Source organism: Paenimyroides viscosum, from assembly GCF_003858535.1.
GTDB lineage: Bacteria > Bacteroidota > Bacteroidia > Flavobacteriales > Flavobacteriaceae > Flavobacterium > Flavobacterium viscosum.
The window spans coordinates 1-25,086 of the sequence record NZ_RQTJ01000038.1 but is presented as its reverse complement, the minus strand read 5'-3'; the positions used below and the strand labels follow the sequence as shown (position 1 = coordinate 25,086).

The window sequence follows — 25,086 nt, the reverse complement described above, 5'->3', positions numbered from 1 at the left end:
TTTTAGAAAACACTATCTTAAATTATGTATCTAAACTGTCCACTTTTTGCTGACGATTTACAGGTGCAAGAACGATTGTCTTCTTTATATTCTTTTGTACAACATATTTTAAAAATGTTGACTTACCAGTACCTGCCTTACCAATTATAAACAAGTTTTCATCTGAATTAAAGAGTTTATCTAATGCAAGATTAAAACTAGAATTATCATTATCAATTAATGTGTTTTGTGATCCCATAAATACCTTTACTAAAACTTTTTAAAAATCCCCAATATTTGCTTTTATCGGAATCACCATAAACTGTTTTTTATATTCGTTGTTTTTTGTAGCAACATTCCATCGGGTTGATGCAATTACACGTACGGCTTCTTTATAAAAACTGTTTTCTGCCGAAATTTCTTTAGGCGAAAACTCAAATGCTTTTCCATCTTCGCTCACTGCAAACACAACATAAAAAACAAAATACGGTTGGTTTTTTGCCTTTGCAGGAATATCTTCTTTTTTTACGTTGTTGTAATTAAAGTTATTGTTTACATAGTAATATAAATCTTCGGTATTGCCACCGGCATAACTTGCATCAATAATAATGGGTTGGTGTTCAATAGTTAACGTATCTTGTGCGTAACCACTTGTGACTGACATTAACAAAAAACAAAATATACTTAAAATTCTCATAATTGCTCTAATTTTTGAAGGTTCTCCAATGCCTTATGAATTGATTTCACCTGATCGAACGTTAACAGCAAACGCAAGCCGTTTTTGGTTTGTTTTTCTTTTAACGTTGCCAATTTTGGATACAACTGAATAAACTGTAATACCTTTCTAAATTGTGCCGACTGATAATACATCGATTGTTGATCGCTTACAAAATAGCCAATCATTTTACCTTGTTTCAATACTAATTTTTCAATTCCTGCTTTTGAGGCGATCCATTTAATTCGAACCGAATCTAACAAATTTATTGCTTGTTTAGGTAATGCACCAAATCGGTCGATCAATTTATTCTGAAAAGCAATCAGTTCATCTTCAGTTTTCAAAGTCGCTAATTCGTTGTATAAAGAAAGTCGTTCAGAAATACTGTTTATATAATCATCAGGAAACAAAATCTCAAAATCAGATTCTATTACAATATCTTTTACATATTCTTTTGTATCGATATTTTGCTCTTCTTCATATAGATCTTTGAACTCGTTTTCCTTCAACTCATCAATAGCTTCGTTCATGATTTTTTGATAGGTTTCGAAACCAATTTCATTGATAAATCCACTTTGTTCGCCACCTAAAATATCGCCTGCGCCACGAATTTCCAAATCTTTCATAGCAATATTAAATCCACTACCTAAATCACTGAATTGTTCCAATGCCGAAATACGTTTGCGCGCTTCTTCGGTCATTACACTGTAAGGCGGCGTAATGAAATAACAAAATGCTTTTTTGTTGCTTCGCCCTACCCGACCACGCATTTGATGCAAATCTGAAAGTCCGAAATTATTGGCATTATTGATAAAAATGGTATTTGCGTTTGGAACATCCAACCCACTTTCAATAATGGTTGTGGCAACCAAAACGTCAAATTCGCCGTCCATAAAAGCCAACATCAACTCTTCTAATTTTTTACCTTCCATTTGTCCGTGACCAATGCCAACTTTCGCATTTGGTACCAAACGTTGGATCATTCCGGCAACTTCCTTAATATTTTCAATACGATTATTGATAAAATATACCTGTCCACCACGTTCTATCTCATAAGCAATCGCATCACGAATCACTTCTTCGTTAAAGCCAACCACATTTGTTTCAATAGGATAACGGTTGGGTGGCGGGGTTGTAATTACCGATAAATCGCGCGCTGCCATCAATGAAAACTGCAAAGTTCTTGGAATTGGCGTTGCAGTTAGCGTTAAAGTATCAATATTTTCGCCAATGGTTTTTAATTTATCTTTTACGGCAACACCAAACTTTTGTTCTTCATCAATCACCAATAATCCCAAATCTTTAAATACCACATTTTTATTGACCAACTGATGCGTTCCAATAATGATATCTACCTTTCCTTCTGCCAATTCTTTCAAGGTTTCGGCTTTTTGTTTAGCAGTTTTAAATCGATTTAAATAAGCAACTTTAACTGGCATATCCTTTAAACGCTCGGTAAAGGTTTTGTAATGCTGAAACGCCAAAATGGTTGTTGGCACTAAAATAGCCACTTGCTTACCGTTATCAACCATTTTAAAAGCCGCACGAATAGCAACTTCGGTTTTACCAAAGCCAACATCTCCACAGACTAATCGATCCATTGGTCGTTCATTTTCCATATCGGTTTTTACATCAATGGTAGATTTTAACTGATCGGGCGTGTCCTCGTAAATAAACGAACTTTCTAATTCAGCCTGCAAATAACTGTCGGGTGCACAGGCAAAACCCTTTTCTAATCTGCGTTTGGCATATAACTTTATCAAATTAAAAGCAATATGCTTAACCCGTGCTTTTGTTTTTTGCTTTAAGGCTTTCCAAGCACCCGATCCAATTTTGTAAATCTTTGGCGGCGCACCTTCTTTGCCGTTGTATTTTGATATTTTATGAAGTGAATGGATTGAAACGTACACAATATCGTTATCGGCATACACCAATTTTATAGCTTCCTGTTTTTTACCATCGACATCGATTTTCTGTAAACCGCCAAACTTCCCAATTCCATGGTCAATATGCGTTACGTAATCGCCCACCGAAAGCGTGGTAAGTTCTTTCAAGGTAATGGTTTGTTTTTTGGTGTACCCGTTTTTGATGCTAAATTTATGGTAGCGTTCAAAAATTTGATGATCGGTATAACACGCAATTTGATTTTCTTTATCGATAAAACCTTGATACAAAGGCATTACCACCGTTTGATATTGCTGAATACTTTTGTTTTGATCTTTTAAACTGCTGAAAATTTCTTCGAAACGTTTGCTTTGCGATTCACTGGAACAATACAGATAGTTTGTAAAACCGTTTTCAGTGTTTTCATTGAGATTTTCTATAAGCAAATCGAACTGTTTATTGAACGACGGTTGCGGATTGAAATAAAAATCGACAGAAAAATGGGGTGTAAAAAAGTTTTGCTGTGCGAGTTCAACTACTGTAAAATCATCGGCTTTTTGTAGGAATTCTGCCGAAGGCAAAAACATTTGTTCAGGTGCCAAATGCTGAACATCTTTATTTAATTTATCGAAAGCTTCGGTTGCTTTCTGAAACATTTTGGTAAGTTGGTCGCTTACTAAATGGGTGTTCTGAATAAATAAAACCGTGTTTGGACTGATGTAATTCAAGAAACTTTCACGGTTTTCCTGCAAAAACTTGTTTTCGACATTGGGAATAATCGTAATTTTTTTATTGGTTTCGATTGATAGCTGCGTTTCCACATCAAACGTACGGATACTATCTATTTCATTTCCAAAGAATTCAATACGATACGGATTTTCGTTCGAAAAAGAAAACACATCGATAATTCCACCACGAACCGAAAATTCGCCCGGTTCCGAAACAAAGTCCACTCGTTTAAAATTGTATTCAAACAGCACTTCGTTTACAAAATCAATCGTCATCTTATCGTTAACAGCAATTTTCAAGGTGTTTTTATCTAACTGCTTGCGAGTAACCACTTTTTCGAACAACGCATCGGCATATGAAACAATCACAACCGGTTTTTTACGGGCATTTAACCGGTTTAAAACTTCGGCACGTAACAACACATTGGCATTATCTGTTTCTTCGATTTGATACGGACGGCGGTACGAACCCGGATAAAACAACACATAATCTTTCGAAATCAGATTTTCCAAATCATTCAAATAATAAGCAGCTTCTTCTTTATCGTTAAAAATCAATAAAAAATGTTGTTCAGAGTTTTTAAACAATGCCTGAATTTGAAACGACAATGCCGAGCCGATAAATCCTTTGGCGTGGATTTTATTACCTAACTTGTTAAGCTGCTGTTGTAATTGCTGCGTTTTTGTTGCTTGTTCAAATACTTTTTTAATACTCATTATTCTGTAGGTAAGGCATTTAAAGTGGCACGTTTAATAGTATCAATCGGCTGAATTAGTTTATCTTCGCCAACTTCTTTCGGTATTTTTAATTTTACTTCGAACTCGTTAAACTGATTGATAAGAGAATTGGTGCTTTTTTGAATATTGGCAAGCAACAAGATTATTTCTTTACTATTTAACGGAACTAATTCTAGTTGCATATCAAGATTTTGCACGTGCGTTTCTAACAATGTTAATCGGGCTTTTGTTTCGGGTTTGTTATACAATTCTGGAATATTGCTTTTTAAAACAGCCGTTTTTTCAACCAATGCATTTGCTCTACGTATTAAATTTGCTTTACTAGCACTCGGCGTTATTGTTAACTCATTTACATAATTGCGCCAATCTTCCCAATTGTTTAACTTAGAACTAATTGTTGGATTGTTTACTACTACTGTAAATTTCCATTTTTCATGAATGGTTTTAACCATAGAATCTTGCGAAATTTTAGTAGTTACATTCGGGGTAGTTATTACCTCTTTTTTACAGCTTATTGTTACCGTTACAAGTAAGAGTATCATTAAAATATATTTCATAAAATATCTTTAGCAAAGTACAAAATTACTAATATTGACGGTAGAATTCTGTTTTAACATTAAATATTAAGATGCTATTAAGCTTTTTTTAAAAAACACTTAAAAAAATAGTTACAAAAGCTATCTTTGTAGAAGAAACTAAACAACATGAACGATACCAAAATATTAATTATTGGAGCTTGCGGACAAATAGGCTCTGAACTTACCTTAAAATTAAGAGAAATTTACGGAACAGAAAACGTAATAGCATCAGACATTAGAAAAGGCGAACAAGATGTTTTTAAAACAGGTCCTTTTGAAATTGTAGATGCCATGAATTATGAGCAGGTTGAAGCTTTAGTTAACAAATACAAAGTTGACGAAGTTTACTTAATGGCTGCTTTACTTTCTGCCACTGCAGAGAAAAATCCGGCTTTTGCATGGGATTTAAATATGAATTCGCTTTTCCATGTACTAAATTTAGCAAAAGACAAAAAGATTAAAAAAATATTCTGGCCATCAAGTATTGCGGTTTTTGGACCAACAACTCCAAAACAAAACACACCACAATATACCGTAATGGAACCATCTACCGTTTATGGGATTTCTAAACAAGCTGGTGAACGTTGGTGCGAATATTATTTTAATAAATATGGTGTTGATGTACGTTCTATCCGTTATCCAGGATTAATTTCTTGGAAGACTCCACCGGGTGGCGGCACAACCGATTACGCTGTAGACATTTATTACAAAGCGGTAAGTGACAATAATTACACTTGTTTTTTATCTGAAAACACTGAATTACCAATGATGTATATGGATGATGCTATTCGTGCAACCATAGGCATTATGCAAGCAAAAGCAGAAGATATTAAAATACGATCTGCTTACAACTTAGCAGCAATGAGTTTTACACCAAAAGAGATTGCAGTGGCAATCGCAAAGGAGAAATCAGGATTTAAGATTTCTTATGAACCCGATTTCCGTCAGGCAATTGCCGATTCTTGGCCTTCAAGTATTGATGATTCTGCAGCAGCCAATGATTGGAATTGGAAACCAGAATATAATTTAGAGAATATGACAAAAGTTATGTTAGAAAATCTTTCTAAATAACCCTATATTTTAAAAAAATATTTTTTATCATGGTAAATTCCAAAAATTTATTACATTAGCATAAAAAATACCTAAACTATAAATATATAATCATGAAAAAAGTATTTTCACTTCTATTAATATTATTGCCATTAACACTTATGACTGTATCTTGTCATGATGAAGAAGATCCAATAGCTACTACATCACCTTACGCTAAATACAAAGGCAGTTGGCTTGGTACTTATTCTGGCAGCGATTCTGGTACTATTGATTTTATAGTAAATGGTGATGGTAAAATTATTGGCGATGTTGAATCTAACGGTTTTAAAACCCAAGAGCTAACGTTAAAAGGCAAAGTAAATATTCATGGAGAACTTTCTATGATATTAGTTAAAACCAATGATGATGGCACGGAAGAAGATATAGGAAGTTTCGTTGGATCAGTTTCAAAATCAAACGGTTCAGGGACTTGGGTTAACGATGGTGCTGGGGGCATTAAAGGAACTTGGATAGCAAGTAAATAAAAAATTAATTTATACTAAAAAAGGCATCAAAATATTTTGATGCCTTTTTTTTATTACATTAGTAATCAAATAACTAATATAACATTTTATGAAAAAAATTACGCTAACATTAATTACTCTATTTGGTTTAGCTTGTAATGCACAAGTACAACTTACAAATGAAAATTTTGATGCACTTCAAAATTATGCATTACCTACCGGATGGAACGCTACATTTACGGATAATTTTATTGGAATAGACGATTACTATACCGCTTGCAGTGGCACACAATATCTATATGCTAACATTTATGAAAGCGAAATAACCGAGATTACAACATCTTTATATGTAAGTATCATACCAGGAATCGCAACAATTAGTTACAATTTAAAAATAATGGATTTTGATTTAGAAACACCTTTTGTAGGTGATTTTGGTACTGTTGAAATGTTGTACACCTTAAATAATGGAAATACTTGGCATAGTGCATTAACCACTAACAGTACAAACTTTACACCATCAAACAATTGTCAACTTCTATCATATACCATTCCAACGGGTTCGATTTCCAGCTTGGATAATCTTAGAGTAAAGTATAATTTTATTTACAATTCTGGTGATTGGGAAGTTATTATAGATGATTTTAAAATTGACATTGATGACTCTGCTGCTACCCCAACTTTAGATTTAGTGAATTTAAACGTTTATCCTAACCCTGTTACAGATAGGTTAAATATCGATTATAAAGAGAATATATCTAATTTAACTGTTTATGATTTATCAGGAAGATCTGTTAAGTCGCTTACAACAAATAGCAGTAGTAATTCAATAGAAGTTTCCGATTTAAAATCTGGAATCTATATGTTAAGAATTGAAACTGAAAGCAAGAATGTTTCTACCTTTAAATTTATAAAGAAATAACATTAACAAAAATTCACTTTTAAAACGAAGTGGATTTTTTGTTTTCTTTCATTGCTTCAATATTTTCAGAAGCCTCGCTTAAAGCTATTTTGTACCATTCTTCCATTAACGGAAATAGTTCTTTAGAAACCATTTCTATTGGTTTATAAAAGACCGATTCATCTAGTTTTTCTTTAGAAACTATCAAATTATTGAAATTTATCTTTTGGAATAAGTTCAAAAAAACCGAAATGATCAACAGCATTTTAATTCCTTCAAAAACAGCACCCAAAATTTTATTTACAAAACCAAGCGCCAAGGTTTCGGCAACTTTTGTAATTGCTTTCCCAAGAAAAAACAATAATACCAACACTGCCACAAAGGTTATAAAAAATGCTGCAATGGTTAAGGTGTTAGGATTCCACTGTGTATTTACGGTTAAAAATTCGCGCGTAAAAAACGAAAATCGTAAGGAAATGTAGATTCCAACAATCAACGCAATTAATGAAATTACCGATACTACCAAACCGTTTTTTATTCCTTTAAACAAGGCATATCCCAATAAAACAGCAATTATTAAATCTACAACAATCATATCATTAAAATAAAGTGCAAATATAAAATAGTTTCATTATTAAGAAATATCTTTGTAGTATATTAAAAATTATTATGGCAAGAGACGAAGAATTAAAAGAGCGATGGAATTTATTGGTTGAAAAACTATCGAATCAATTTGCCGATGGAGATCCTTTAGATGTTGACGGAATTACTTATTTAATTGGTATACAAGAACTAGGTAAATTCAATAAAAAATTTAAGAAAGACGAAAAAGTAAACATAATGCACATAGCTATTTGTAGATTGCTAGAGCCTTTTGGTTATTACGAATTTTCACATTTCGATACCGACGGATGGCCACATTATACAATAAAAGACCAACTACCTCATTTAAAAGCTGGTGAACAAGCTGTACTTATGAAAGATGCAATTGTAAATTATTTTTTAGATAACGGATATATAAGCTAATTTTTAACCATTCTAATTTTTAGCATCGATCAAAAAGCGTAAATTTGCAGTAATTACCTTGTTATAAAAACAATGATAGACAAAATTAAAGAATTAATTGGCGAAGCGGAAGCTTTTACTACCGATAATAAAGACACTTTAGACACTTTTAGAATTAAGTTTATTTCTAAAAAAGGCTTAATTAATGAAATTTTTGCCGAATTTAAAAATGTTCCAAACGACCAAAAAAAGGAATTTGGGCAGGCAATTAATTCATTAAAAAATGCTGTTGAAGGTAAAATTAAACTTATTCAAGACACGTTAGAATCTAAGGAAGAATCAATAGGTATTTTTGGTGATTTAACACGTCCGGGAACGCCAATTAACATTGGTTCTCGTCATCCTATTTCATTAGTAAAAAACCAAGTTATTGATGTGTTTTCGAATATTGGATTCAATGTTTCCGAAGGTCCAGAAATAGAAGATGATTGGCATAATTTCGAAGCGTTGAACTTTCCGGCGCACCACCCGGCACGTGATATGCAAGACACCTTTTTTGTACAAATGAATCCAGATTATTTGTTGCGTACGCATACGTCATCGGTTCAGGTACGTTACATGGAGAATAACCAACCTCCTATCCGTACCATTTCGCCAGGTCGTGTTTTTCGTAACGAAGCTATATCATCGCGTTCGCACTGTATTTTTCATCAGGTAGAAGGTTTGTATATTGATAAAGATGTATCGTTTGCCGATTTAAAGCAGACTTTATTATATTTTACGAAGGAAATGTTCGGAAAGTCGAAAATTCGTCTTCGCCCGTCGTATTTCCCTTTTACCGAGCCAAGTGCAGAAGTTGATGTTTATTGGGGCTTAAAAACCGAAACGGACTACCGAATTACAAAAGGAACCGGTTGGTTAGAAATTATGGGTTGTGGAATGGTAGATCCTAATGTTTTAAAGGCATCTAACATTAATCCCGATGAATACTCTGGCTTTGCCTTTGGCATGGGCTTAGAACGCATGGCAATGCTTTTATATCAAATTGGTGACATACGCATGTATTTTGAAAACGACGTACGCTTTCTAGAGCAATTTAAATCAAATTTTTAGCAGGTAATTTTAAGCAATTAACTCTTTAAATACGTTATAAAAACAAACCGCCTCATAAAATTATGAGGCGGTTTTTAGTTTTATTTACGAGCTTTAATCCTGTTTTGTAAGGTTTCCCATACTAGGTTCACGTCGTATTTTTTTAATAGCTCGTTGCGAGTGTCTTCAACAACTTTATTTTTACTATCTATAATTGCTTTTGAATTAATTAAAGCATTATACAAATTAAGTGCTTCTGTTGCAGAGTTTAAATTCAACTTAGAATAATTTTTATTTAGCCAACGTTCTTTGTCTTTCGTTTTTGTAAATTTAGATCTGTCTTTATAATTTACAAAACTTGTATAAAAATTTTTAATTGCTTGTTCATAATTATTAAACTCGTTTTGGCTATTCATATTTAAATAAGCTTGCTCATACTTTAAAAATAGCTCATCATTTTCTATACCACTTTGTGCATATAAGTTTGTAGAAACGATTAATACAAGTATATATATAAAATTTCTCATTGCTTAATGTTTAAATTATTTTGTTTCGTATATTAATTGTATCCAATCTTGATACTCATAGTTCTTTGTTTTAACTTTTAGAAAATAAGTACCCGATGGCAAGATTTTGCCACTAGAGTCTTGACCACTCCACTGTCTCTTATATCCTTTACCGTGTTCATAAACAAGTTTTCCGTAACGGTTATAAATTTTTAATTCGTAGACATTGTTATAAGTTAAATCTAAATAATCATTTTCACCATCCCCGTTTGGAGAAAGTCCTTTAGGATAATCACAGTTCTCAACCATTAATAAATATGATTTAACGTCTTCACATTTGTATTGGTTTGTTTTTTTAACATATACTCTGTAATAACCCTTTTTAGTAATTTTCTGATTTTCTTTTACATCTAAAATAGTTTCTACAACGTATTTCGCATCTTCATCTAAACGTTCCATTCTAAAATAAAACTCGTCATTCGTTAACACAGGTAATGTATATTCTGTACAAAGGAAAACATCTTCTTTTGGAAGTACTTCTACGGGAGCTTTGATAATCATAATCGGTAAAATTTCGTAACATTCTTCCAATTCTGAATATTCAATTCTTACATAAATCGGATTTTCGATTTCTTTAATAGGATATTCTCTAAGATCTTTAATATTATTTATCTTATTTGTAGCATCATCTTCTGATGAATAATAATTAAAGCGTAATTTAGCTATTTCTGCAGCTGAAGCCGATTGATTATCTTTTATCTCTTTTGTGAATATGTTTAAATCATAAGTATTCTGATTTTTGTCGCATACAATATGTTCCAAGTTAACTTTATCAATTTCAATGGCAGGGCGAACTCTTATTTTATAACTTTCACTATAGGTTCCACCACAAATTTCCACTATTAAAACAGCTTCAATTTCTGTTAGTTCTTCAATAACTAGATCTAACTCTCCTTCACAATCTTGTACAACTGTTCTTGTACCTTTACTATCAGTAATATTAAATTGCGTTCTATAACCACAATCTCCTGCAGGTGCAAAACGCCAAGATTCTTTTGTTGCTGCCCAAGGTGTAAAGTTCCAACCTGGAGGTGAAAATGCAACAGTTCCAGTATTATCGATAATACCAGTTAATGCATGATCGTCTTTCATAGAATCCCCAGCTGGGCAGTTCTCATGAAAAATAATATTTACATCTATAACGTTTGTAGATTCGTGCAAAACAACCTGATGGTTTTGATAAGGGACAGGTGGTGGACATGCCGTTGGATTTAAACCCGCAGTTGGCATATCAAAAAAACTAATCACAAATTTTCGGTCTGGTGCGGTGCCATAAACTTGATAATTAATACTACCAAAAGGATATATATTTTTATCCCAATGTGAATGTTGAAGCGCAACAAACACTGTGTTAAGAAATTGATTTCTATAATGTCCACCTGGAATAGGTCCATTAACATAGTCGGTTATATACGAAAATCTAGTAGAAGTACTACATTGAGTTTCATTAGTAAAAGTTATTGCACCATTACTCCAAACATATACTTTATCAAATGTTTGATTAAAATAACAAAATTTGAATGGTATTTCCACAGGACAATCTGCTCTATTATCATCCCAAGAAACTGTACCAGGCTGAATTTCTGTACCACCATTTAATAGAGGATTCAGTTCATAAGGATTATGGGGAATTGGCTCCATTTCGTACTTAGGAGTTCCACGAAGATATTGTGTTTGAAATATAGGTTTAACACCAATCCTTTTCCCCTTACATACAATGTATGTGTTTGGATCTTCACTATCGCGAACAAATCTTGTATCGACTTCAATATCATCAACTCTAATATCGAACCAGTCATATTCAGGTCCTGTTTTCTGAGCATGCATACTCACGGTTGCAAAGAGCAGAAAGAAAAGTATTTTTTTAAACATAATGATTAAATTAATTTAATAATTCGTTAAATTTAAACAAATAGTCCACATAAACAAAATTAAAATTACATATTTTTACCTAACATTAAAATTATAATAAAATTAAATCATTAAAGAACACAATAATATTACGTAATAAAGTGCATTGAAATAAGAAAAATACTAGTAAATAGTAACGTATAATATTTATATAATAATGTATAATTACCAAAAAAATTATTTTTTCCTTTTAAAAATCGGCACTGCGGAACAAGCTTCGCCAAACATGATAGATCGTGCGTGATTCATCATTTTCTGAGTTGCCATTACATAACCTTCTTCTGGAATTGGTTTTTTAGAACATCCTTTTATTATTACCGGTTGATTATCGTAAACCGAAAAATCTAACTTATCTATTAATTGTTGATAGTAGGTAATTATTAACTGATCTATGGATCCCTGAACCACAATTTTTGCAAACGGCTGTACATAAGACGATACCAACATGAATGCCCATGACGGTAAAATAGCATCGGTTGTGCAGGTTATAGCCACCAATTTGTCTTGATAAACAGTAAAATCGAAATTTTTCAAGGCATCTCTAAATTCTTTTTCCTTTAGAATGAAACCTTGAAAAAGCCATTGCGATATATCTAAAACAACACGTTCTTGGGTAGGATAATAATCTTCCAGATCGAAGATTACCAGACTACTTTGTACTACTTTATTTACAATTTCATCTTCCATTTTATAACATTCCAAGTTCCAATTTTGCTTCTTCGCTCATCATATCTTTTTCCCAAGGCGGATCAAACGTTAATTCGATCTCTACATCTTTTACCATGTTTATAGAGCTTACTTTTTCTTTAACTTCCATTGGCAACGTTTCTGCAACGGGGCAGTTTGGCGATGTTAGAGTCATTAATATTTTTACGTCGTAATTTTCATTCACAAAAACGTCGTAAATCAATCCCAGTTCATAAATATCCACAGGAATTTCAGGATCGAAAATTGTTTTTAAGGTTTTAACAATATTTTCTCCTAATTCGTTTACATCTATTTGTTCTTCCATATTATCAGTTGGCTTGAAGGGCGATTGCATATAATTTTATTTGTTTTAGCATGGATACCAGTCCGTTGGCACGCGTTGGTGATAAATGTTCTTTTAGTCCGATTTCATCGATAAAAGAGGTGTCGGCATTCATAACATCGACAGCTTTTTGGTCTGAAAATGTTCTTATTAAAATAGCAATGATTCCTTTGGTAAGAATGGCATCGCTATCGGCAGTAAAAACAATTTTATCGTCGTTTTTTTGGGCGTGTAACCACACTTTTGACTGGCATCCGCGGATTAAATTTTCTTCTACTTTATATTGATCTTCTATTAAAGGAAGTGATTTCCCTAGTTCAATGATGTATTCGTAACGTTGCATCCAATCATCGAACATTGCAAATTCATCAACTATTTCTTCCTGTATTTCTTTAATTGTCATTTGTTCTTGTTTAACGTTTTTTTATTTAAGGTTTTAGAGACTTTCGACATTTGACATTAAGACTTTCTCTACTATTGCAACATCATTTGCGCTTTTTTCAAAGCCTCGATCATTGCATCGATTTCTTCTTTGGTATTGTAAAATGCGAACGATGCGCGAATGGTTCCGGGAATATCGAAATAATTCATGATAGGTTGTGCGCAGTGATGACCCGTACGAACCGCAATTCCCAGTTTATCGATAATTGCACCGACATCGTACGGATGAATTCCCTTGAAATTAAACGAAATTACCGATGCTTTTTCAGCGGTGGTTCCATAAAATTCAATTCCTTTCAACTTACTTAACTGCTGCATTCCGTAGTCTAACAATTCTTGTTCGTAAGCCGCAATATTATCAAAACCTATTTCGTTTAAATAATCAATGGCAACGCCCAACACAATACCGCCGGCAATATTTGGTGTACCAGCTTCGAACTTATGCGGCAAACAAGCATAAGTTGTTTTTTCAAACGTAACCTCCTTTATCATTTCCCCACCACCCTGATACGGCGGCAGTTTGTTTAACCACGCTTCTTTACCATACAGAATTCCCGTTCCGGTTGGTCCGCCAATTTTATGACCAGAAAAAACGTAGAAATCACAATCTAAATCTTGAACATCAGGTTTTAAATGTGGTGTTGCCTGTGCACCGTCGACTAAAACGGCAGCACCTACTTGATGTGCTTTATCAATAATGAATTTTATTGGATTTACTACACCCAACGCATTTGATATATGGTTAACCGCAACAATTTTGGTGTTTTCTGTTAATAGGTTTTGATACGCTTCCATATCCAACGAACCATCTTGCAACATTGGGATGACCTTTAAAGTGGCACCAGAACGTTCGCACGCAAACTGCCAAGGCACAATATTGGAATGATGTTCCAAATGCGAAACAATGACTTCGTCGCCCGCTTTTAAGATCTGACCAAAACCGTTTGCTACCAGATTAATTCCGAAAGTTGTACCTGATGTAAACAAAACTTCGAAACTGTTTTTGGCATTGATGTGATTTTGGATTTTTATGCGCGATTCTTCATAGGCATCGGTTGCTACCTGACTTAAATGATGTACGCCACGGTGAATGTTTGCATTGATTTCGTTGTAATATTTTACTTCGGCATCAATGACAACCTGTGGTTTTTGAGATGTAGCGGCATTATCAAAATACACCAGAGGTTTTCCGTTTACCTGCTGATGAAGTATAGGAAACTGACTGCGTATTTTATTTATATCGAACTTCATAGAAACTTCTAAAAATAATTTATACAAAGATACTAATATTAAATAACACCACAGAAAGATTGAAATTGGAATTTAGAATGGTTGTAAATAAAAAAACCGTTTCTTTTTACAGAAACGGTTTAGGGAATTGAGTTAGATTGGGCAATAATTTTATTAATATTATTTTACAGTTTTTAAAAGTAACGGTAATTACATTTGAAGTCGCCTCACAAGGAACTGAATTAAATTCCTTTTAAATACAATGTTAATTGTTTAAACGAATAATAACTAAAAGATAAACTTAACACACCAAAGTACATGATAGGCAATAAACAAATTTAAAACAACTTTTTTTTATTTATAAATAACACTAATATGTTATTATTTAAAAATATAACATTACTGCTTTTAAAGAAGTAAAACGTATAAAATAAGAAGATTACATTTTTTTTTAGACTTTTACATTAAATTTTAAAAACATAAACTGGATTATTTTAATTGCTTCCAGATTGTTTAAGTTCTTTTTCATTACTTGTTTGAGAAAAGTTAAAGAAGTTTTGGGAATTGAATTTTCGGCTGATATATGGGTTTTGTAATTTCGCTGAATAAGTAGAGAATACTAATGAAAGTTACAGAAACGGCACCCTTCAAGTGGCTTAGATTGTTTGGACAGGCATTGGTGCGGTGAGAACAGTAATTGTAGGTATTGTTGTTTTAAAGATCCTACTACTTTTTAGCGCGTGTTTTTCATTACAACGCTTATTGGACCTATTATTGGTTTAAAAGCCATTTTTGCGCATTAAAAAAGACTTCTTTTCAGAAGTCTTTTTTAATTTTTGTTATATATCAAACCCAATGTTAACACCCAGTTTCATTGAGATTAGTTTTTGAAGTTTCAATTGCAGATCTGGAATGGCAACCGACGATAAAACCTCATCGGTAAACGCATACATTAACAAGGCTTTTGCTTCTTTTTTAGGGATACCGCGCTGCTGCATATAAAACAACGCCGATTCATCTAACTGACCAATAGTACAACCGTGCGAACATTTTACATCATCTGCAAAAATCTCTAATTGTGGTTTGGTATTCAACGTTGCTTTATCTGTCAGTAAAACATTGTTGTTCTGCTGAAAAGCATCGGTTTTCTGGGCAATTTTATCTACATAGATCTTTCCGTTGAAAACACCGGTAGATCTGTCGTCAAAAATACCTTTATAATTTTGGTGCGATTCACAATTTGGTTGTTCATGATTTACCAACGTATAATGATCCACGTGTTGTTTTTCGCCAATAATTGTAATTCCTTTTAAAGTAGAATCGATACGTTCGCCTCGCTGATAGAAATTCAAATTGTTTCTGGTGATGTTTCCACCAAAAGAAAAAGTATGAACCGATACGCGACTTTCCTGTTTTTGTTCGATATAGGTATTATCAACCAAATCGGCAGTCAGTAAATCGTTCTGTAATTTGTAATAATCAACAATGGCACGTTTTGCAGCATAAATTTCGGTTACACTGTTTGTAAGCATTGGTAATTCTGACAAAGACTGATGACGCTCGATGATCTGAACATGTGCATTTTCGCCCACAATTACCAAATTTCTTGGCTGAACAAAGTTTGACGCTCCGGTTGTGAAATACAAAATCTCGATTGGTTTTTGTACAACAGTCGATTTAGGAATATTGATATACGCACCTTCTAAAGAATATGCGGTATTCAAATTCGTTAAACTGTCTTCTTTATTTGCAATTTGGTTAAAATAGTTATCAATAACCATTTTGTATTTAGGCTTTGTTAATGCCGACGACATTAAACAAACATCTAAACCATCGTGCGTTGTAGATGACAAATGCGATGAAAAAACACCGTTGATAAACACTACTTTATAAGTATCAACATCGTTTAAAAAATATTTTTTAACCTCTTTCCAGTCAACAGCTGTTTCGTTTTTAGGAAGAATATTGAAATCGTTTGCCAATATGGCATTTAACGACGTATATTTCCAAGCTTCTTCTTTTTTTGTAGGAAATCCTTTATTTTCGAACACCTTTAAAGCATCGGTACGCACATCGTGCAAGGTTGAGTTTATATCTACCTTTTGTTCAAATGCTAAAAATGATGATAATAATTTTTCTTTTAAATCCATTATTTGCTTTGTTTAAAGTCTAAAGTTTGTGTTGTTTAAAGTTTTGTAATATTTAACCTTAAACATTGAACTTTAAACCATTTAAACTAATTTACTTCAACCAATCGTATCCTTTTTCTTCTAATTCAAGTGCCAATTCTTTACCACCTGTTTTAACGATTTTTCCATCGTGTAAAACGTGAACAAAATCAGGAACGATATACTCTAACAAACGCTGGTAGTGCGTAATTACAATAACCGCATTGTTTTCGTTTTTCAGTTTGTTTACTCCGTTTGATACAATTCTTAAAGCATCGATATCCAAACCAGAATCGGTTTCATCCAAAATAGCGATTTTAGGATTTAACATTGCCATTTGAAAAATCTCGTTACGTTTTTTCTCTCCGCCCGAAAAACCTTCGTTTAACGAACGAGATAAAAATTTACGGTCGATTTCCAACAACTCTGCTTTTTCTTTAATTAACTTCAACATTTCGTTTGCAGGCATATCTTCCAAACCGTTTGCTTTACGCGTTTCGTTGATTGCGGTTTTCATAAAGTTGGTTACAGAAACTCCAGGAATTTCAACCGGATACTGAAACGATAAGAAAATTCCTTTGTGTGCACGTTCTTCCGGAGCTAAATCTGCAAGATCTTCGCCTTCTAGAATGATTTCTCCTTGCGTAACTTCAAAGTTTTCGTTACCAGCAATTACAGACGATAAAGTTGATTTACCCGCACCGTTTGGTCCCATAATTGCATGAACTTCACCAGCTTTTACTTCCAGATTAATTCCTTTTAATATTTCTTTGTCCTCTACAGAGGCATGTAAGTTTTTAATTTGTAACATTTGTTCAAGATTTGAGATTTGAGATATGAGAAACGAGCTTCTCTATCATCTTAAATCAATATTTATAGTGTAATCTTATTATTCTAACTTCTCAATACTAATATCTATAACTATCCAACCGATCCTTCCAACGAAATCTCTAATAGTTTTTTAGCTTCAACAGCAAATTCCATTGGTAATTTATCTAAAACCTCGCGTGAAAATCCGTTTACGATTAAAGCAATTGCCGTTTCGGTTGGAATTCCTCGCTGGTTGCAGTAGAAAATCTGATCTTCACCAATTTTACTTGTGGTAGCCTCGTGTTCTAACTTGGCTGTTGAATTTTTTGATTCGATATACGGAAAAGTATGTGCACCACATTCGTTACCCATTAACAAAGAATCACATTGTGAAAAGTTACGGGCATTTTCTGCACGCGAGCCAATCTGAACCAAACCACGGTATGAATTCTGCGATTTACCTGCCGAAATTCCTTTTGAGATAATGGTTGATTTGGTGTTTTTTCCTAAATGGATCATTTTTGTACCGGTATCTGCCTGCTGATAATTGTTGGTAACGGCAATTGAGTAAAACTCGCCCACCGAATTATCGCCTTTTAAGATACACGAAGGATATTTCCATGTAACTGCCGATCCTGTTTCAACCTGTGTCCACGAAACCTTCGCATTTTTCTCTGCTATGGCACGTTTTGTTACAAAGTTGAATACACCACCTTTACCGTTTTTATCGCCCGGAAACCAGTTTTGTACTGTTGAATATTTAATTTCGGCATCGTTCATTGCGATCAACTCCACAACTGCTGCGTGCAACTGGTTTTCATCGCGACTTGGAGCGGTACATCCTTCTAAATAAGAAACATACGAACCTTCATCGGCAATTAACAAGGTACGTTCAAACTGACCTGTACCTGCCTGATTGATACGGAAATAGGTTGATAATTCCATTGGGCAACGAACGCCTTTTGGTATGTAACAGAAAGATCCGTCTGAAAAAACAGCCGAATTTAATGCAGCATAATAATTATCGGTTTTTGGAACAACAGATCCAATGTACTTTTGAACCAATTCCGGATGTTCTTTAATAGCTTCGGAAATCGAACAGAAAATAATTCCTTTTTCGTTCAAGGTTTCTTTAAAAGTAGTCGCAACCGACACAGAATCAACCACAATATCCATTGCAATGTTGTTCATACGTTTTTGCTCTTCTAAAGAAATCCCCAGTTTTTTGTACATAGCACGCAATTCCGGATCCACATCGTCGATAGATTTATTAGGATCTACCTGTTTTGGTGCAGAATAATACGAAATTGCCTGAAAATCGGGTTTTTGATACTTTACGTTTGCCCAAGTAGGCTCGGTCATTCCTTGCCAGATTCGGTACGCATCCAAACGCCATTCGGTCATCCATTCGGGCTCATCCTTTTTCTTGGAAATCGCTCGAACTATATCTTCATTCAGACCCACAGGAAACGTTTCAGATTCTAATTCAGTATAAAATCCGTATTCGTATTCCTTTGTCTCTAATTCTTTTTTTAATTCTTCTTCTGTGTATTTGCTCATAATAAGTTTTGAATTGTAGTTTAAGATTTAAGGCTTAAAGTTTTTGAACGTTAAACGTTAGACTTGAAACCTGAAACTAAAAACTATACTTTTTAAAGAGAAAAACTCTCTCCGCAACCGCATGTTCTGGCTGCATTAGGATTGTTAAAAACAAATCCCTTACCATTTAAACCGCCTGAAAATTCTAAAGTTGTGCCAACTAAATACAGGAAACTTTTTTTATCTACCGCGATTTTTACACCACTGTCTTCAAAAATTTTATCTGTTTCTAAAGCGTTTTCATCAAACTTTAGTTCATATTCTAATCCTGAGCAACCACCACTTTTCACTCCAACACGAATGAAGGCAGTTTCTGGGTTTAAACCGTCATCTTCCATCAACATTTTAGCTCTTCTTGCAGCCGATTCTGATACTTTTATCATGATTTTCGGGTTTTAAATTTTACTAACTGCAAAGATAGGTACAAATTATGATTTTTATCATATTAATAACAATATTATAACTAATTAAGCATAACAAAATACCCCAACAGTTTTAACTATTGGGGTGTGTTTTATTTAAAATTCTTTTATGTTATTGGCTTTATTGGTATCTGCCATTAATTCGGAAGGATCAATTACAACCGCTTTTATTTTTTTACCTTTTGTATCAAAATCAAAAGTGTACGTATTGTGAGCCCAATCCCATCCTTTTAAATCGGTTCTTTTAATATTTGGCGTTGCGTTTGGTTTATTCCAACGCATTAAGGTATTTGGAATGTAAAAACTTTCGGCAGATTCATCTTCATAAACCACAAATAAATCAATTGGCATTGGCATTAAACCAATTCGTTCTAATGTAATAGTTGCTTTTTTATCTTTTACATCCACATTTTTAATACCATAATCAATGGTATTGGTGGTTTGTGTCCAATCAACTAAATACCAATCTAAAACAGCACCCGTAACACGTTCGGCACTGCGTTTAAAATCGTTTGGAGTTGGATGCGTAAATTTATAATCGTTATAATAACGTTTTAAGGCTTTAAACGTATTATCCCAACCAATTACATACGCCAATTGTGTTACCAAAACAGCACCTTTTGTATAAGCCGAAATTCCATAATTCATATTGTCGTTAAAACGATCAGAATGAGTTGATAAAGGTTGCTCACCACCCATTTTTACCATGTAAAAGTAATTGTTGTACATGGTTTGAAATGGATTTTGATCTTCTTGATTTTTTTTATCCATAATTTCTTTCACAGCAAAATCGGCTATAAAAGATGTAAAACCTTCATCGAACCAACCGTATTTACTTTCGTTGGTTGCTAACACATGCTGAAACCATTTATGCGCTAATTCATGCGCGGTAACACCAATTAAACTTGGTAAACTACGCTTTCCTGTAATTAACGTGCACATAGCATATTCCATACCGCCATCGCCACCTTGAATTACCGAATATTGTTTGTACGGATAATCGCCAATGGTTTTATTAAAGTATTCTAACAGCTTAACGGTTTCTGGTTGTAATTTTTTCCAATTTTCGATAATTGATGGATCGTTTTTATAGAAAAAATGCAACTCCACATTGTTTGGCCCCATTACTTTATCGTGGATAAAATCGGGATCGGCTCCCCAAGCAAAATCATGAACATTTGGAGCAACGAAATGCCAGGTTAAGTTTTTTTGATTTTTTGGGATTGATACTTTTACACCTTCGTCTTGGTATCCGTGCCCAATTTCGTTTTTGTTTTGTAAGTAACCGGTAGCACCAACCGTGTATTTTTTATCTAAAGTTAACTTTACATCAAAATTTCCCCATACGCCATGAAATTCACGACCTATGTATGGATCGGCATGCCATCCTTCAAAATCGAATTCTGCCATTTTTGGATACCATTGCGCCATAGAAAAAGCTACGCCTTCTTCGGAATTTCTTCCAGCTCTACGAATCATCACAGGAACTTGCCCGTCAAAATTCATAGTAAAAGCAGCTTTTGCTTTTGGTATTAATGGTTTAGCCAATTCAACTTCTAAAATAGTACCAACTACTTTCGTTTTCAAGGCAACACCATCTTGTTTTAAATCTTTAACTTTTAAATACCCTATTTCATTCGGTTTTAATTCGGATATTTTACTTTGCTTTTTTTCGATACCATCTGGACCTTTAAACGACTTAACCATTCGTTTGTCGGGATCGGCAATTGCTGTTAAGCGCGCATCCATTTCGCTACCTGGCTGAAAAGCATTAAAGTATAAGTGGTAGAAAACCTTTTTTAGGGTATCGTTAGAATTGTTTGTATAAACCAATTCTTGAGTACCTGAATATTGAAATTTATCAACATCAACTAAAACATCCATTTTATAATCAACGTGTTGCTGCCAATAACCCGGATTGGGATTGTTTTGCTGTGCGTATCCGGCGGTTGATACTGCAATGAGTAAAAGTAAAAACTTTTTCATATTTTTATTTTAAGTGTTTATTGCAAATTAATAATAGTTCTTTTTCTTTAGAAATAATTATATCATTTTTTTAGATTCCTACGGAATGAAAACTTTGTGTTACTTCTTGGATTCTAAATAAATTAAAAACAAAAAACTATCGTATTATTCTTTATTACCCTTTTTTAGATTCCTACTTAATGACAATCTTTTATGTTTATTAAAAACTGTTTAAGATAAAAGAAAAAAGCTGTTCCCGAAAGAGAACAGCTAAATTACTAAATTAATTATACTTTATTTTTTTTCTTTAGAAACTTTATCTGCCATGATTAAAGCGTTGTAAAGGTTTACGAATTTTCCTGAAGTTGATATATCTTTAAAATTACGTTTATCGTCTTTTTTACCAGATACAATTACTTCTTGATTCACAGCTACACCAGAATCCATCATAATTCTTTTAACTTGAGAAGCCGTTAAAGTTGGGTAGTACGAACGAATCATTGCTGCTACACCTGCTGCATTTGGAGATGCCATTGATGTTCCTTGTAAATATTCGTATTTACCGTGTGGTGTTGTTGCGTAAATTTTAACTCCTGGAGCAAAAACGTCTACATCAACATGACCAAAGTTAGAGAAGTTTGCTACCATTTTTTCTCCGAATGAAGGGTTCAATGCACCAACTACTAAGAAGTTATCAGCAACTTCGGTATTTGTACCTTCGATACGATCGTTAGGGTAACGTTTAATTTCTTCACCTTCTGGATTTAAATCCATTGCATCATTACCAGCTGCAACAACGATTAATACATCTTTATCGGCAGCATATTTAATGGCATCAAAAACCCATTGGCTGTTTTGAGCAAAATATTTTCCAAAACTTCCGTTAATTACTTTTGCACCGTTATCAACTGCATAGCGAATTCCTAAGGCAATATCTTTATCGTACTCATCACCATCTGGCACTGCACGAACCGACATTATTTCTACGTTGTTTGATGCTACACCATCGCCACCAATGTTGTTATGACGAGTTTGTGCAATAATACCTGCAACGTGCGTACCATGTTTAGCATGATCACGATCGCCCATTACATCATTATCTCCATAATATTTATCGTTGATATTAAAAATATCATCACCTGTTTTACGTCCGTTAAAATCAGGATTTAAATTATAGTTTAATTGTCCGTTAACATAACCATCGAAATCTTTTAAATAATCTTTTGCTTCACCACCACCAGCAACTAAAGTGTAAGCTATGTTTTTAGCTTTGGTAACATCGGCAGGTGCGTCTGCAGGGATTTTATCTAAATCTTCTTTCGTAAAACTTTCTTTCTTTAAATAAGAAGCTACTTTATCGTGTGCCTCTTGCATCATTTCTAAACGCTTTTTAGCAGGCTCTAATTTTTTGCGTTTTTCTTCTAATTCTTTTAATGCACGCTGGTATTCAGAAGATCCATCATCGCCACGAGAAACAATACGTGTTAATTCTAACTGTTCTTCATTAGCTGCACCTAAAAAGTTCCAACCATGAATATCGTCTACATAACCATTCTTGTCATCGTCTTTTCCGTTTTTAGCAACTTCTTTAGGATTTACCCACATTTGCGTTTTTAAATCGGCATGGTCTACTTCAATACCAGAATCAATCACAGCAACGATAACTTTTTTACCTACTTTATCTTTAATAATTTCATCGTATGCACGATCTACAGACATACCAGGAATTGTATCCTTTAAAATATCTAAATGGCTCCAACGTTGTAAGCTAGTTTCTGGTAATGTTGCTTTTTTTGTTGGCAAATGGTCTGCATTTTCAATTGCTTTTAACGCACTTAAATCTTGTAAGTAAGATGTTTGCGCCGTTTTACAGCTGGTTAGGGCTAAAGCTACTAAAGCTGATAAGTAAAGATGTTTGTTGATTTTCATTTGATATAATCTTAAATTTTATTCTAATTAATTGGTATTGAAAAAACGGATATGTTACACGGCTAAATCATAAAATATCGTTAACAGAAAAAATTTCGTTTAAGCGGATGCCTTTTTCTGTTTCTTGTACCGTGATAATGTGGTTGTGCGCATCGTGTTCTAAATACAAATAATAGTTGTTTGCTGCGGCATTTTTTAAAAACTGTTCTTTTTCTGAAAGCGTAAGCAACGGACGTGTATCATACCCCATTACATACGGCAACGGAATATGACCGGCTGTTGGCAACAAATCTGCACAAAAAACAATGGTTTTGTCTTGATATTTTATATGCGGAATCATTTGTTTTTCGGTATGACCGTCTACAAACAAAATGCCAAAGTTAAGTTCTGATACTATTTCGGTTGGATTTGAATTTGGTTGTACAAATTTTAACTGACCACTTTTTTGCAGCGGCAGAATATTTTCTGATAAAAACGATGCTTTTTCACGCGGGTTTGGAATTGTAGCCCAATCCCAATGGTTTTCGTTGCTCCAATACGTTGCATTTTTAAAGGTAGGTTCGTAACCGGTGCGCGAATAGTTCCAAGAAACAGCACCACCACAGTGATCAAAATGCAGATGGGTTAAAAATACATCGGTAATATCGTTTTTATGAAAACCTTTGTCTTTTAGTGATTGTTCCAAATTAAAATTACCCCACATATTGTAGTATCCAAAAAACTTATCACTCTGTTTGTTGCCCATACCGGTATCAATCAAAATCAATCGGTTGCCGTCTTCAATCAACAAGCATCGCGCTGCAAGATCAATCTGATTATTGGCATCGGCAGGATTGGTTTTATTCCAAAGCACTTTTGGAACCACGCCAAACATAGCGCCGCCGTCTAACTTAAAATTACCTGCTTCAATGGCATGAAGTTTCATTGTTGTTCTGTTTTTTATGAATTAGTAAAAATAGGAATAATTTTTAGTTTTTGCCACAGGTATTTTAAACCACATAGACACATAGGTTTTTGTTTAAAGCAGTGCCGACCTTTCAAAACTATACCACCAAAGGTGGACTATGAAATCTAATAAAGTTTCTATAATATAATTTACTATGTGGTGATTTTTTTAGATATATATTTTGATATTTCGTCGTTTATTAAAATTGATATTTTCGCCAAAAAGTAAAATATGTGAATCTGTGGCTAATTAATTGTTTTAAAACCGATACAAAACAGTATTTTTGCCACATAGTACTGATTTATGAACCATACGTATCCCAAAACCGAAAAGCTGAAAAAGAAAAAGCATATTGATTTGCTTTTTTCGGAAGGACGTACGGTTACCAAATATCCGTTGCGATTGGTTTACGTGCCAGTGAAAGATTTAGATGTTCCGTTGCAAATGGGTGTTTCGGTTTCTAAAAGATACTTTAAAAAGGCGGTTGACCGCAATTATTTTAAACGTGTTCTACGCGAATGTTACCGTTTAAACAAAGAATTGCTGCTGAACAATTTAAAAGAACCTTATGTTATGATGTTTTTTTATCAAACCAAAGAACGACTGACGTACCAAGAAATTGAAGAAAAAACCAAAAAACTTTTTGAGAAGTTTACAGATACCTTACAAAAAACTCCCTGACTATTTTAATCAGGGAGTTTTTTATATTGTTTTACTACAACGATACAATCTATATTATACATAAAAGCAAAACTATTTCTTAACCAGCTTTTTAACTGCTGTACCTTGCGCTGTTTGCAAATGCAACATATACGTACCGCTTGCTAAGCTTTCTACGTTTAACTGTATTTCGGCTTCGTTGTTAAAGGTATGTGTACGTAACTGCTTGCCAG

The 25,086-nt window shown here is 33.7% G+C and carries 25 protein-coding genes; 6 read left to right on the top strand and 19 right to left on the bottom strand.

Annotated features, from left to right (window positions below; all coding sequences use genetic code 11):
• Positions 1-22: 22 nt before the first annotated feature.
• Genes EG242_RS13115 through EG242_RS13100 form a run of 4 tightly spaced genes read right to left on the bottom strand, consistent with a single transcriptional unit; the run spans position 23 to position 4,601 of the window.
• The gene (locus tag EG242_RS13115) at positions 23-238 is read right to left on the bottom strand and encodes a hypothetical protein (protein WP_124900315.1); all 216 of its coding nucleotides are present in this window, start codon (positions 236-238) and stop codon (positions 23-25) included.
• Positions 239-259: 21 nt separating this feature from the next.
• Complete coding sequence (locus EG242_RS13110) at positions 260-676, bottom strand: hypothetical protein (protein WP_124900314.1); 417 nt, start codon at positions 674-676, stop codon at positions 260-262.
• Positions 673-4,023: a transcription-repair coupling factor gene (mfd, locus tag EG242_RS13105; RefSeq protein ID WP_124900313.1), complete on the bottom strand. Its 3,351-nt coding sequence runs from the start codon at positions 4,021-4,023 to the stop codon at positions 673-675. Before mfd ends, EG242_RS13110 begins: the two co-directional genes overlap by 4 nt.
• On the bottom strand, positions 4,023-4,601 hold the full coding sequence (locus tag EG242_RS13100) for a hypothetical protein (protein WP_124900312.1): 579 nt from the start codon (positions 4,599-4,601) through the stop codon (positions 4,023-4,025). The genes mfd and EG242_RS13100 overlap by 1 nt, the downstream gene beginning before the upstream one ends.
• A 147-nt stretch (positions 4,602-4,748) precedes the next feature.
• On the opposite strand from EG242_RS13100, the gene EG242_RS13095 reads away from it, so the two are divergent.
• From EG242_RS13095 to EG242_RS13085, 3 genes are all read left to right on the top strand, one after another.
• Positions 4,749-5,693 carry an NAD-dependent epimerase/dehydratase family protein gene (locus EG242_RS13095; protein WP_124900311.1) on the top strand — a complete coding sequence of 315 codons (945 nt, stop codon included), beginning with the start codon at positions 4,749-4,751 and terminating at the stop codon, positions 5,691-5,693.
• 140 nt (positions 5,694-5,833) lie between these two features.
• Positions 5,834-6,199, top strand: coding sequence for a hypothetical protein (locus EG242_RS13090; RefSeq protein ID WP_124900310.1), 366 nt, complete (start codon positions 5,834-5,836; stop codon positions 6,197-6,199).
• A gap of 88 nt (positions 6,200-6,287) precedes the next feature.
• A complete protein-coding gene (locus EG242_RS13085; protein ID WP_124900309.1) occupies positions 6,288-7,100 on the top strand; it encodes a T9SS type A sorting domain-containing protein in 813 nt (270 codons plus the stop codon).
• Between the two features lie 19 nt (positions 7,101-7,119).
• Here the strand turns inward: EG242_RS13085 and EG242_RS13080 are convergent, their stop codons facing one another.
• A complete protein-coding gene (locus EG242_RS13080) occupies positions 7,120-7,674 on the bottom strand; it encodes a CvpA family protein (protein WP_124900308.1) in 555 nt (184 codons plus the stop codon).
• A 74-nt stretch (positions 7,675-7,748) separates the two neighbouring features.
• Here EG242_RS13080 and EG242_RS13075 point away from each other — a divergent pair, with 74 nt between their 5' ends.
• Together EG242_RS13075 and EG242_RS13070 are read left to right on the top strand one after the other, a co-directional pair.
• Positions 7,749-8,105 (top strand): hypothetical protein, encoded by a 357-nt coding sequence (locus tag EG242_RS13075; protein ID WP_124900307.1) that lies wholly within the window; start codon positions 7,749-7,751, stop codon positions 8,103-8,105.
• 72 nt (positions 8,106-8,177) lie between these two features.
• Positions 8,178-9,197, top strand: a complete 1,020-nt coding sequence (locus EG242_RS13070) for a phenylalanine--tRNA ligase subunit alpha (RefSeq protein ID WP_124900306.1) — start codon at positions 8,178-8,180, stop codon at positions 9,195-9,197.
• 80 nt (positions 9,198-9,277) lie between these two features.
• Here the strand turns inward: EG242_RS13070 and EG242_RS13065 are convergent, their stop codons facing one another.
• The 13 genes from EG242_RS13065 to EG242_RS13000 all read right to left on the bottom strand — a co-directional run bounded on the left by EG242_RS13065 (position 9,278) and on the right by EG242_RS13000 (position 24,172).
• Positions 9,278-9,703, bottom strand: a complete 426-nt coding sequence (locus EG242_RS13065; RefSeq protein WP_124900305.1) for a hypothetical protein — start codon at positions 9,701-9,703, stop codon at positions 9,278-9,280.
• A gap of 15 nt (positions 9,704-9,718) precedes the next feature.
• Positions 9,719-11,614 carry a T9SS type B sorting domain-containing protein gene (locus EG242_RS13060; protein ID WP_124900304.1) on the bottom strand — a complete coding sequence of 632 codons (1,896 nt, stop codon included), beginning with the start codon at positions 11,612-11,614 and terminating at the stop codon, positions 9,719-9,721.
• A gap of 216 nt (positions 11,615-11,830) precedes the next feature.
• A complete protein-coding gene (locus EG242_RS13055; protein WP_124900303.1) occupies positions 11,831-12,340 on the bottom strand; it encodes a DUF2480 family protein in 510 nt (169 codons plus the stop codon).
• 1 nt (position 12,341) lies between these two features.
• Complete coding sequence (locus EG242_RS13050) at positions 12,342-12,665, bottom strand: SUF system Fe-S cluster assembly protein (protein ID WP_124900302.1); 324 nt, start codon at positions 12,663-12,665, stop codon at positions 12,342-12,344.
• A gap of 4 nt (positions 12,666-12,669) precedes the next feature.
• A complete protein-coding gene (locus EG242_RS13045; RefSeq protein WP_124900301.1) occupies positions 12,670-13,086 on the bottom strand; it encodes a SufE family protein in 417 nt (138 codons plus the stop codon).
• A 71-nt stretch (positions 13,087-13,157) separates the two neighbouring features.
• Positions 13,158-14,375, bottom strand: coding sequence for an aminotransferase class V-fold PLP-dependent enzyme (locus EG242_RS13040; protein WP_124900316.1), 1,218 nt, complete (start codon positions 14,373-14,375; stop codon positions 13,158-13,160).
• Between the two features lie 818 nt (positions 14,376-15,193).
• Entirely contained in the window at positions 15,194-16,504 is a 1,311-nt protein-coding gene (gene sufD, locus EG242_RS13030; RefSeq protein ID WP_124900300.1) for a Fe-S cluster assembly protein SufD, read from the bottom strand.
• Positions 16,505-16,595: 91 nt separating this feature from the next.
• The gene (sufC, locus tag EG242_RS13025; RefSeq protein WP_124900299.1) at positions 16,596-17,333 is read right to left on the bottom strand and encodes a Fe-S cluster assembly ATPase SufC; all 738 of its coding nucleotides are present in this window, start codon (positions 17,331-17,333) and stop codon (positions 16,596-16,598) included.
• A 110-nt stretch (positions 17,334-17,443) separates the two neighbouring features.
• Complete coding sequence (gene sufB, locus EG242_RS13020; RefSeq protein WP_124900298.1) at positions 17,444-18,892, bottom strand: Fe-S cluster assembly protein SufB; 1,449 nt, start codon at positions 18,890-18,892, stop codon at positions 17,444-17,446.
• Between the two features lie 92 nt (positions 18,893-18,984).
• Positions 18,985-19,314, bottom strand: coding sequence for a HesB/IscA family protein (locus EG242_RS13015; RefSeq protein ID WP_124900297.1), 330 nt, complete (start codon positions 19,312-19,314; stop codon positions 18,985-18,987).
• Positions 19,315-19,449: 135 nt separating this feature from the next.
• Positions 19,450-21,339, bottom strand: coding sequence for a M1 family metallopeptidase (locus tag EG242_RS13010; RefSeq protein WP_124900296.1), 1,890 nt, complete (start codon positions 21,337-21,339; stop codon positions 19,450-19,452).
• 273 nt (positions 21,340-21,612) lie between these two features.
• A complete protein-coding gene (locus tag EG242_RS13005; protein WP_124900295.1) occupies positions 21,613-23,247 on the bottom strand; it encodes a S8 family peptidase in 1,635 nt (544 codons plus the stop codon).
• A 67-nt stretch (positions 23,248-23,314) separates the two neighbouring features.
• Positions 23,315-24,172 carry an MBL fold metallo-hydrolase gene (locus tag EG242_RS13000; RefSeq protein ID WP_124900294.1) on the bottom strand — a complete coding sequence of 286 codons (858 nt, stop codon included), beginning with the start codon at positions 24,170-24,172 and terminating at the stop codon, positions 23,315-23,317.
• Between the two features lie 324 nt (positions 24,173-24,496).
• Between EG242_RS13000 and rnpA the strand changes: the two genes are divergently transcribed.
• The gene (rnpA, locus tag EG242_RS12995) at positions 24,497-24,874 is read left to right on the top strand and encodes a ribonuclease P protein component (RefSeq protein WP_124900293.1); all 378 of its coding nucleotides are present in this window, start codon (positions 24,497-24,499) and stop codon (positions 24,872-24,874) included.
• A gap of 72 nt (positions 24,875-24,946) precedes the next feature.
• Here the strand turns inward: rnpA and EG242_RS15265 are convergent.
• Positions 24,947-25,086 (bottom strand): T9SS type A sorting domain-containing protein (locus EG242_RS15265; protein WP_148090578.1); only part of this gene is annotated, 140 nt, incomplete at its 5' end.